Origin of the sequence: Pricia antarctica, assembly GCF_900101815.1 — a bacterium.
Classification (GTDB): Bacteria; Bacteroidota; Bacteroidia; order Flavobacteriales; family Flavobacteriaceae; genus Pricia; species Pricia antarctica.
Map to the genome: position 1 here is coordinate 110,569 of NZ_FNAO01000007.1, position 11,279 is coordinate 121,847.

An 11,279-nucleotide genomic window follows, 5' to 3' on the forward strand; every position below is an offset into this window, starting at 1 on the left:
TCTCAAATACGGATAAAATCCGATTAAAAATTGCGAAGATTCTGAAGTATTTTTGGACTCAAATTCTAAAACAGTACAACATGCAATTCGAATGGAAAGGGGTAATGCCCGCAATTACCACAAAATTTACGGATAACGATACCTTGGACATGAAAATGTTCGGGAAGAATATCAACGCACAGATCAATGCCGGGGTAACTGGCATCGTTTTGGGGGGTTCCCTTGGGGAGGCCAGTACCTTGACTTCTGACGAAAAAGTCGAACTTATTAAGGAGACCGTCAATTTGGTCGGAAAAAAAATTCCTGTGGTGATGACAATCGCCGAACAGGCCACTAATATTGCGATAGCCGAAGCGCAGAAGGCACAAAAAAACGGAGCAAACGCCCTGATGATATTGCCCCCGATGCGCTACAAATCAACAGACCATGAAACGGTCGAGTACTTCAAAGAGATTGCAAAAAGTATCGACTTGCCCGTGATGATCTACAATAATCCGGTGGATTATAAGATTGAGGTGACCGGTGATATGTTCGAAGAGCTTTTGCAATTGGAGAACATTCAAGCCGTTAAGGAATCCACCCGCGATATTATCAATATCGGAAGGTTACAGAACCGTTTCGGGGATAGGCTTAAAGTCTTGACCGGTGTAGATCCCCTAGCCCTTGAAAGCTTGCTGCTGGGAGCCGACGGATGGGTAGCGGGGCTAGTCTGCGCTTTCCCGGCCGAGACTGTAGCAATTTACGAATTGGCCAAGGCGGGATATGTCAAAGAGGCGACGGCGATATACCGATGGTTCTTGCCTTTGTTGGAACTAGATATAAGTCCGCAATTGGTGCAGAATATCAAGTTGGCAGAAGTAGCCACGGAAATCGGCACCGAAAATGTGCGAAAACCACGGCTTAAACTTCAAGGCGAAGAACGAAAAAGAGTACTGAAGGTTATCGAAGATTCCCTTAAAACCCGTCCCAATTTACCGGATTACAAGAATTTGGAGTCGATTGGGAGATTGGCCTCAGTTTAAACGTATCCGAAATACGTAAAGGTGACGGCATCCGAAATAAATAATTGTGATGGTCTCTATGGTCCCCGAAAAATAGGTTACAGGTCTGTTCGAGTGCAGTCGGGAACTTCGAGCTGCCGGCAGTTTCGGTCTCGATCGCGCTCGACCTGACAAACCTCGACCGTGGCTACCGAGTACATTGGCTACGCTAGGTACTGACGTAGCCAAGGTGCTCGACCTGACGAGCAGATGAGTCTCCATCTGATTAGTTTAACCTATCAGGTTTCACGTTACATGCGTTAAGTCATTATTAACAGCATTTCTCCTTCGCTTCTACTATCTTAGCGGAGAACCTAAAATTAGAACACACGATATGATTACCGGAAAAAACTACATTGGAAAAGAACTATCCTCCAAAGGAAGCAATACCTATACCACTTTCAATCCAAAGCTGAACTCCGATACGGAGTGGACGTTTCACGAAGCGACGAAGGAAGAGATCGATGCGGCCGTAAACAAGGCCTATGAGGCTTTCAAGGTGTACAAATCATTTTCGGGTGAAAAGAAAGCGGAATTTTTAATAGCCATTGCCGAGGAAATCGAAGCGCTGGGCGACCCACTTATCGAGGCCTATACCAAGGAGTCCGGTTTACCCGAAGGCCGTGCGAAAGGCGAACGGGGCCGAACCATGGGGCAGTTAAGAGCTTTTGCTACTTTTCTTAAAGAAGGCTCTTGGGTCGAGGCGACCATCGATACGGCACAGCCCGATCGTGAGCCGATGCCGAAAACAGACCTCCGTAAAATGCTATTGCCGATCGGACCTATTGCCGTGTTCGGTGCCAGTAATTTCCCCTTTGCTTTTTCTACCGCTGGTGGCGATACGGCCAGTGCTTTGGCCGCAGGTTGCCCGGTTATCGTAAAGAGCCATCCCATGCATTCCGGCACGGGGGAGCTAATATCCTCAGCCATTATAAAGGCTGCGGAACGAACGGGCATGCCCGATGGTGTATTTTCCAACTTAAACAGCAGTGGTATTGAGGTCGGCCAACAATTGGTACTGCATCCTAAGGTCAAGGGCGTCGGATTTACGGGTAGTGCCAAGGGCGGTACCGCGCTCTATAAATTGGCGAACGACCGTAAAGAACCCATTCCCGTTTTTGCCGAGATGGGGAGTATCAATCCCGTTGTGGCCCTGCCTTCCGCCCTGACGGATAAAGGAAGTGATTGGGCCAAGCAATATGCCGGTTCGATTATGTTGGGCGCGGGACAGTTCTGCACCAATCCCGGATTGATTTTAGGGATAAAAAGCACCTCTTTGGATAGTTTTATTGCCACTTTGGGAGCCGAAATTGAGCCGTTGGAACCGACCTGTATGCTGCACCCGAATATCCATAAAAATTATGAAAAGGGAAAACAGGAACTTTCCGGACAAGGGGGTACCAACGTTGTGGCCGCCTATGAATCGGATGTCGCACCCAACGTGGCCCAGCAAAAAGTGCTGACGGTAAACGGGTCGAATTTCCTGAAAAATCCGAAGTTGCACCAAGAGGTTTTTGGACCTTTTTCTATCGTAGTCCGCTGCGCCGATGCCGCAGAGTTGGAACAAGTGCTGAACAAATTGGAAGGTCAATTGACCGGCACCATTCTGGGCAATGCCGAAGAGATCAAAAAGTATGATAAAATCGTTGATGCCCTACAGGGTAGGGTAGGACGTATTATTTTTAATGGTGTCCCGACTGGGGTAGAGGTGTGCCCGTCTATGCAGCATGGGGGTCCGTTTCCCGCATCTACCGATAGTCGTTTTACTTCCGTGGGCACATCCGCGGCCAAGAGATGGGTACGGCCCGTTGCCTTCCAGAACTGGCCGGCAGCCGCGTTGCCCGATGCATTGAAAGATGAAAATCCGCTGGGTATTTCCAGGTTGGTCGATGGGAAACATACCGATGCCAAAATTTAAATGTCCAACACATTGACCCCAGCATCCCGAAAGTTCGTAAAACCAAACCACGATGCCACATAGTACTTTTGTCTGTATCGATGCCCATACGGCGGGTAATCCCGTACGTGTGGTGGCTAAAGGCGGTCCCGAATTGCAGGGCGCCGACATGAGCAAAAAAAGGCAGCATTTTTTAAGGGAATACGACTGGATACGAAAGGGATTGATGTTCGAACCTCGGGGCCATGATATGATGAGCGGTAGTATTTTCTACCCGCCATCCGACCCGAAAAACGATTTTGGCATCCTTTTTATCGAGACTAGCGGTTGTTTGCCCATGTGCGGCCACGGTACCATAGGTTCGATTACCATCGGCATCGAAGAGGGATTGTTGAAACCGAAAACTCCGGGAAAAATCCGAATGGAAGCTCCCGCGGGACTGGTTCAGATTGAATATGAATTAGTGGGAAAGAAGGTAGCGTGGGTAAAACTCACCAATGTAAAATCTTATTTGGCAGCCACGGAACTCACGGTGGAAAGCTCCGATTTGGGCGAGCTCGTGTTCGATGTGGCCTATGGAGGCAATTATTATGCAATTTTCGATGTGCAGAAGAATTTCTCGGGGATCAACACTTTTTCCGCCGGTAAACTGGTACATTTCAGTCAGGAAATTCGGGAAAAAATCAATCGGAAATATCCGGATAGGTTTATCCATCCAGAAGACGACACCATTCGCGATGTAACCCATCTGATGTGGTCGGGCAAGCCGATTTCCCCATTGGCCACGGCAAGAAACGCTGTGTTTTATGGGGATAAGGCTATTGATCGTTCCCCTTGTGGCACCGGCACTTCTGCCCGCATGGCGCAATGGTACACCATGGGAAAATTGAAGCTGGGAGAGGAATTTATTCACGAAAGTATTATCGGTTCCCAGTTTATAGGCAGGGTAGAAGAGGAGACCCTTCTGGCCGGTAAACCGGCAATTATCCCCAGTATTCAGGGCTGGGCGAAGATCTATGGTCATAACACGATTACCATTGACGACGACGACCCGTATGCGCACGGCTTTCAGGTCATTTGAGAATTGGAAAATTTTCAAGTCAATCATTTCGAAGCGTTGAAAACTGGCATGTTTACTGAATTTATTCGACACCGGACATCTTCAAATCTTCAAATCAACACATTTTCAAATTAAAACTATTGAAAAATATCATCATCATCGGCGGCGGCATCGTAGGTCTAAGCTCCGCCTATTTTCTGCAAAAGGAAGGGTATCAGGTCACCGTCATCGACAAATCGGATATTACCTCTGGGGCATCCTTCGTCAATGCGGGCTACATCACGCCTAGCCATATCATTCCTATGGCATCTCCGGGAAAAATTGCACAGGGCATAAAATGGATGTTCGATTCTTCGAGTCCCTTTTACATCAAGCCCCGCTGGGATATCGATTTCTTCAAATGGTCATGGTACTTTCATAAATCGTCGACCGCGGCGAAAGTAGAACAAGCCATTCCCGTAATTAAAGATATCAACATCCTGAGCCGTGGACTTTATGAGGATATAAAAGCTTCCGGCGATTTGGGAGATTTCCATCTCGAGCGCAAGGGTCTCTTGATGATCTACAAAACGGATGCGGCATTCGAACACGAAATGGAAGTGGCTCAAAAAGCGAGTTTTTTAGGGCTTGAGGTTGCCGAGCTGAACAAATCCCAATTGGAGACTATCGAGCCTGATATAAAGATCGACGCCAAGGGCGCTATCCATTATGAGTGTGATGGCCATATGTCACCCACCGAACTGATGCCCAAACTGTTGGCGTTTCTAAAAAGTGCCGGAGTTCAAGTAAAAACAAAGGAAGAGGTGCTCGACTTATCGGTTTCCAATGGGAAAATCAGTACTATTCGAACCTCAAATGGTTCATATACCGCCGACGAAATCATACTAGCCGCTGGTTCATGGAGCGGCATCCTATCTAAAAAGCTAAATATCAAACTCCCATTACAGGCCGGAAAGGGCTACCGGATAAACGTACCGCGCCCCCTGGGCATTTCGATGCCCTCTATTTTAATGGAAGCCAGTATGGCCGTAACCCCGATGCGGGAATTTACCCGCTTTGCAGGTACCATGGAGTTTTCCGGCATCAACACTACCATTCGAAAAGAAAGGGTACTGGCGATTGCCAACGGCGCTAAAAACTTCTATCCCGAACTGGAAATTACCCAAGAAGAAATCGCCGATGCCAAAACTGGAATGCGCCCTGTCTCCCCAGACGGACTCCCCTATATCGGCAAATCAAAAGATATCAAAAACCTGACCTTCGCCACCGGCCACGCCATGATGGGCTGGAGCCTCGGCCCCGCTACGGGAAAACTGGTTTCGGAAATTATGGGCAATAAAAAAACTTCTATGGATATTTCGGCGTTCGCGCCGGGTAGGAAATTTTGATTATTAACTGTTTGAAACTAGCCTCGCAATCTCCTTTGCCAGGTAAGGGATCTTTTAGTATTCATCGGATCAAATTTCTTATCAAATCCCCCTTCACTTCGTGGCCCCCTTTGAAAAGAATCTCTTCCGCTTTTCCGTCGAAGAGTTGTAGGATTTTTTCCGATTCCGTTTTTCGCCGTTCCTCGGTCACGTATTCATCATTGACGCCCACGATAACTGTAACTTTGGCATCCTTTTTAAAAAGGAAATCAAAATCGGATGACTGTAATTCATCGGGGATTCCGCCTGCATATAATACCAGCTGGTTACATTCGATTTTTCGCTGCGCAACCCAGCGAGAGGCAATGGAAACGCCTTGTGAAAAACCGAGGACGATGAGATTGCAATTTTCGGGAAGTTTTTCCGCGTCCAGTACACCATCCAAATAGGCCATGAGGTTTTCGGTTTCCCGCTGCGTATCTTCCTTGGTTAACCAGCTCGCCCCGACACGGGTGAAACTGGTGTTCAAATAATATTTTGAAGGGGCCTGAGGCGCAATGATATAGTTTTCATCCGCAGGGAGTCCGTCGAAATGTCGTATAAAATAGCGGCTCAGATACCCAAGGCCGTGCAGTACGATCCACACGTTCTTCGTACTCTCCGACAACCTATTTAAGGTAGTGTACGAATTGGTGCTGGTGTAGGTGAGGGTATTTTCCGAAGGAGTCATAAACAATTGCTTTAAAGGATGTCGATTTTGATATAGGATGATTATTTTTGAATGGATTTACGCCTGCTATTTCCGAATTCCCAAATTCGAAGTGACGCTGGAATAAAGTCCAAAAATAAAGGTTATGGATGATTACAAGGATAAAATACTCAAGGTTTGCAATAATTCCTCAAAAAATACCTTGATGGAAACCCTGCAAATCGAATATACCGACGTTGGGGCGGATTTTCTTATCGGCAAGATGCCCGTAAATTCCAAAGTCTATCAACCGGATGGGGTTTTGCATGGCGGTGCCATGGTAGCCTTGGCCGAAAGTGTGGGCAGCATGGCCTCGTATATTTTTCTCGATGCGCAAAAATTCTCCATTCGGGGTATCGAAATTGCGGCCAACCATGTGAGAAGTGTCCGCGATGGAGAGGTATTTGGCAGGGCAACAATGCTGCATAAAGGGCGTACCACCCAGCTGTGGGAGATCAAGATTACCGATGGCCAAGACCGTTTGGTTTCCGTCTGTAAATTGACCACGATCACATTGCCGAAGAAAACGTGATATCCGCTTGTAAATTGACTGCGATAGCCTGACCCACAAAATACTATGCCGTTGGATTTCTTTGAAAGTATTAACACACAGTATGGAAAAAGGCTTCCTTTCGTGGTCTACAGGAAACCTCAGGAGGATAAAGTAAAAGCCATCTTTCAGACCGACGACCGACTTCATCATCTCAAAAAATTCTCCGAAACGGGATTTATTTTCGCTCCTTTTGATGCAAGACATTCTACCATCCTTCTGGCGCCGGACGAATTTTTGGAGATTTCGGGTTACGAACAGCCGGCCAATACTACAAAACGGGATGTGGCCCTGTCGACATCCGGTCGAGAAGATGGGGCCATGCCGATGTCCGATAAAAAAGAAAAAGCGTCCCACATCCATCTTATAGAAAAGGGAATCTCCGAAATAACAAAAGGCACCTTTAAAAAAGTGGTACTTTCTAGGCAAATTGAAATGAGATCCACCGCATTGCCGCTAGATCTGTTTCAAAACCTTTTGGCCAACTATCCAAACGCCTTTTGCTATTTCTGGTATCATCCGAAAGTCGGTCTGTGGTTAGGTGCGACCCCAGAAATTTTGCTGATGCTCAGAAACCGTCAGTTGACTACGATGTCCTTGGCCGGAACACAAAAATATGCAGGGACCGAAAATCCGAAATGGGGTCATAAAGAACTTGAAGAACAGCAACTGGTCACCGACTACATTACCGACGCCTTAAAAGATCAGGTCGACCAACTCAGTAAGACAAAAACCGAAACCGTGCGTGCGGGAGAATTACTGCATTTGCGTACCAAAATCACCGGGCTTGTGGAAAAGGGAAATTTAGATGCCGTAGTAAAGGCGTTACATCCGACCCCTGCGGTCTGTGGTATGCCCAAGAAAAATGCACACGATTTTATAATGGATAACGAAAATTACGATCGGGAATTTTACACCGGTTTTTTGGGCGAACTGAATCTGAAGACCTGTAAACAAAGGAGTTTCCGAGGAAGAAACCAAGAGAACCAAGCCTATCGGTCCGTTGTCAATACAACCACCTTGTATGTCAATCTGCGCTGTATGCAGTTAAAAAATGATAAGGCGTACCTATATGTAGGCGGCGGCATCACCAAAGATTCCGACCCCGAACGGGAATGGGAGGAGACGGTGGCGAAAAGTAGCACGATGCTATCCATATTAGGATAATTTTAGATTTCCGTCCCGTGAAGGGTTCAACCCTTCGAGTTCCCTCAGTGAATGGGTTCAATTCTACCTTTGGCAGGTTCAAAATTCGAGGTAGCGTAAGAATTAGGTCAACTTTAAACCCTTGTATTGGGCAAAGTCGAAATATTGAACAGGTATGGAGTGGCGATTGAACTTTAAATATTACATACTTGCAATTTGCAACTACCACCGGTGATTCCTAATAATAAAAACAGCTTCTAATTATAGGCTTTCGATACCCTGAATCGTACTTTTGCAACCCTATGAGACACTCCAGCATTCCCTCGGCGCAATTGGTCGTGCAACATTGCAAGGCCAAACGGATCAAGAACATCATTATCTCTCCGGGATCGAGAAATGCCCCCTTGACTATCGATTTTACCGAGGATCCTTATTTTTCTTGTTTTAGTATCGTCGATGAACGTAGCGCGGCCTTTTTTGCATTGGGTATAGCTCAATATTTGAGGGAACCCGTGGCAGTAGTGTGTACTTCGGGCAGTGCGCTTTTGAATTATTATCCCGCAATAGCCGAGGCATTTTACAGTGGTGTTCCATTGGTGGTGATATCTGCGGATAGGCCGGTCTATAAAATCGATGTCGGCGATGGACAAACGATTCGCCAAGACGATGTTTTCCATAGGCATATCGGATATTCCGCCCCTTTGAAACAGGATATCGTACATGCCACGGACCGTGTCGAAAAGTACGCCCCCAAATGGCTTGAAGATGATTCGGAAGATGCGCTGCAAAAACGGATACAACAGCACAATGACAGCGAATTGAACACGGCCTTGAACGTGGCCCTAAAGGTAAAGTTGCCCGTACATATCAATGTTCCTTTTGAAGAACCCTTATATGATACTGCCCTTAAGCCAGCGGCAGTGCCCTTGGTAGTGCCGGCGGAAACAACGGAACACCCTGCGATTACGGATATCCAAATCTTTGTTGATGTGTGGGATGCCTCCGAACGAAAGATGGTGCTTGTCGGTGTCAATCCCCCCAACGCGGTCGAACAGCGATTTTTAGATCAGCTTGCGGCAGATCCTTCGGTCATCGTTTTCACGGAGACCACATCGAATCTTCATCATCCGAAATTTTTTGCCAGTATCGATAGTATTCTGGCGCCTATTGAAAAACGGGACAACCATGAAATGCTTTTCGAAAAATTAAGGCCCGATATTTTGCTCACGTTCGGCGGACTGGTGGTATCGAAAAAAATAAAGGCCTTTCTCCGGGAATATAAACCCAGACATCATTGGCACATTGATGCTTTAAAGGCGTATGATACTTTTTTCGCGTTGAACCATCATTTTAAAATGGCGGCCAATCCGTTCTTCCAACAGTTTTTTCCGGTTGTGAAGTCCAAATCAAGCGATTATTTTTCCTATTGGAATACCGTAAGAAACGCCTATGAGGAAAAGCGTGCAGCTTATTTTGATAGCATCCCCTTTTCCGACATGACCGCTTTTAAAATTCTTTTGCCCGGTATTCCCGAAGGATATCAGGTGCAATTGGCGAACAGCTCAACCGTTCGCTATGCCCAATTGTTCGATCTGCATCCCTCTTTGCATGTATACTGCAATCGTGGGACCAGCGGAATAGATGGCTGTACTTCGACCGCTGTAGGGTCGTCGGTATATGCGGAGAACCCAACGCTGCTTGTTACGGGCGACCTGAGTTTTTTTTATGATAGCAACGGATTGTGGAACAACTACGTACGTCCCGATTTCCGCATTATCCTCATAAACAATAATGGAGGCGGTATTTTTAGGATTTTACCGGGAAAGGAAGATACCGAAAACTTCCAGCGCTTTTTTGAGACGGTCCACCAAATGGATGCCGAACATTTGAGTAAGCAATTTGGCTTTGATTATGCGTCGGCGTCTGATGAAAAAAGTTTGAAAATGGAATTATCGGAATTCTATGCTGCCTCGGCCCATCCAAAAGTACTTGAGGTTCATACTCCTAGAATATTGAACGACAAAATTTTGCTCGGTTACTTTGATTTTATATCTTCGGATTATCATTAATTAGTAATAGGAATTTGTTTTCCCCGTTTTCCTTGGAATCGGCCCTCAAGACCCCGACTTGAGGTGAAATAACCGAAACAGGTTCATAAATATGACCGACAAATATGAGTAGCAAAAGAGATGAATTAATCGAGAAGTACGTTGCCGACATCAAGGACATCTTCGGCGAACAACCCGACATTGATCTGTTGACCAAAGTTGCCAAAGGTCTTGGACCGGCCATCTACAATATGGACGCCTCAAAAGTTTCCGGCGGTGATGACAAGGAACTGGAAACCGTTAAGAAGAATTACCTGATCAAGAAATTGGGTATGGAAGATGAACCAAAGCTTATGGAGGCCATAAAATCTGTCATGGACAAATACGGTGCATCGAATAGAAATAAGTATAGGGCGGTCATCTATTATCTGCTTTGCACCCATTTTGATAAAGCTTCCATCTATTAATGGATATTATTTTAAATGATAAACGACCGTTCACTGATTGTGAGCGGTTTTTTTTAACCCGTATCTTTGCACTATGATAGAACTGGGAAATTACAACGAGCTCGAGGTGTTACGCGATACAAGTGTGGGTCTGTTTTTAGGGAGCAAGACCGGCGTCGAGATTTTATTGCCGAATAAATATATTCCCAAAGACACGGAAATAGGCGACATGTTAAATGTGTTCTGTTATTTGGATTATGAGGAAAGACCGATAGCCGCGACCTTGACGCCTACGGTGATTCGACATAAATTCGGCTTTTTGCAGGTAGTCGAAGTCAATAACATTGGAGCATTTATGGATTGGGGACTCGAAAAACATCTTTTAGTGCCCTTTAGCGAACAGCGCGAAAAAATGAAGGAAGGCCAGTGGTATGTTGTACGTTGTTATTTGGATGATATTTCTTTCCGATTGGTCGCGTCAAACAAACTCGACAAGTTTCTTAGCAATGATGAGCTGAAGGTCAGGGAAAGGGAAGAAGTCGAAATACTTTTTACCCGAATGACCGATCTGGGGTGGGAGGTAATCATCAATCATCTGCACAAAGGTCTGGTGTACCACAACGAAATTTTCAAAAGTGTAGCGGTCGGAGATGTTTCCAAAGGCTTTATAAAGAACATTCGTCCCGATAACAAAATTGACGTCTCCCTACAACCGTTGGGAGAAAAAATTCTAGAACCGGCCGCCAATAAAATCTTCGAACGTTTGATGGCGCACGGGGGGTTTTTGCCGCTCCATGACAAATCCGACCCGCAACAAATCAAAAAAGAGCTCCAAATGAGCAAAAAAACCTTTAAAAAAGGTATTGGTACCTTATATAGGGAACGGAAGATCGAGATTCAGGAAGATGGGATTCGAATGCTCTGAAAACCAACATCATACTGATCTTTAACATCGTTTAAACCATTCTATACTACAT

Annotated in this window: 10 protein-coding genes; 9 read left to right on the top strand and 1 reads right to left on the bottom strand. The window is 45.9% G+C overall.

The annotated features are described in order from the left end of the window. Positions 1-80 precede the first annotated feature (80 nt). From BLT07_RS14315 to BLT07_RS14330, 4 genes are all read left to right on the top strand, one after another. Positions 81-1,022, top strand: coding sequence for a dihydrodipicolinate synthase family protein (locus BLT07_RS14315; protein ID WP_091871011.1), 942 nt, complete (start codon positions 81-83; stop codon positions 1,020-1,022). A 352-nt stretch (positions 1,023-1,374) separates the two neighbouring features. Continuing rightward, complete coding sequence (locus tag BLT07_RS14320; protein WP_091870172.1) at positions 1,375-2,958, top strand: aldehyde dehydrogenase (NADP(+)); 1,584 nt, start codon at positions 1,375-1,377, stop codon at positions 2,956-2,958. Between the two features lie 52 nt (positions 2,959-3,010). After that, on the top strand, positions 3,011-4,018 hold the full coding sequence (locus BLT07_RS14325; protein WP_091870175.1) for a 4-hydroxyproline epimerase: 1,008 nt from the start codon (positions 3,011-3,013) through the stop codon (positions 4,016-4,018). Between the two features lie 119 nt (positions 4,019-4,137). After that, positions 4,138-5,385 (top strand): NAD(P)/FAD-dependent oxidoreductase, encoded by a 1,248-nt coding sequence (locus BLT07_RS14330; protein WP_245726561.1) that lies wholly within the window; start codon positions 4,138-4,140, stop codon positions 5,383-5,385. Positions 5,386-5,446: 61 nt separating this feature from the next. Here BLT07_RS14330 and BLT07_RS14335 read toward each other — a convergent pair whose 3' ends face one another. Then, a complete protein-coding gene (locus BLT07_RS14335) occupies positions 5,447-6,094 on the bottom strand; it encodes an alpha/beta hydrolase (protein WP_091870183.1) in 648 nt (215 codons plus the stop codon). A gap of 124 nt (positions 6,095-6,218) precedes the next feature. Here BLT07_RS14335 and BLT07_RS14340 point away from each other — a divergent pair, with 124 nt between their 5' ends. The 5 genes from BLT07_RS14340 to BLT07_RS14360 all read left to right on the top strand — a co-directional run bounded on the left by BLT07_RS14340 (position 6,219) and on the right by BLT07_RS14360 (position 11,227). Then, complete coding sequence (locus BLT07_RS14340; RefSeq protein WP_091870188.1) at positions 6,219-6,644, top strand: PaaI family thioesterase; 426 nt, start codon at positions 6,219-6,221, stop codon at positions 6,642-6,644. A gap of 102 nt (positions 6,645-6,746) precedes the next feature. Beyond that, the gene (locus BLT07_RS14345; protein ID WP_245726562.1) at positions 6,747-7,829 is read left to right on the top strand and encodes a chorismate-binding protein; all 1,083 of its coding nucleotides are present in this window, start codon (positions 6,747-6,749) and stop codon (positions 7,827-7,829) included. 281 nt (positions 7,830-8,110) lie between these two features. Beyond that, entirely contained in the window at positions 8,111-9,877 is a 1,767-nt protein-coding gene (gene menD / locus BLT07_RS14350) for a 2-succinyl-5-enolpyruvyl-6-hydroxy-3-cyclohexene-1-carboxylic-acid synthase (RefSeq protein WP_091870194.1), read from the top strand. A 104-nt stretch (positions 9,878-9,981) separates the two neighbouring features. Further along, positions 9,982-10,323, top strand: a complete 342-nt coding sequence (locus BLT07_RS14355) for a DUF2853 family protein (RefSeq protein WP_091870198.1) — start codon at positions 9,982-9,984, stop codon at positions 10,321-10,323. Between the two features lie 73 nt (positions 10,324-10,396). Then, positions 10,397-11,227, top strand: a complete 831-nt coding sequence (locus tag BLT07_RS14360; protein ID WP_091870202.1) for a CvfB family protein — start codon at positions 10,397-10,399, stop codon at positions 11,225-11,227. Positions 11,228-11,279 lie beyond the last annotated feature (52 nt).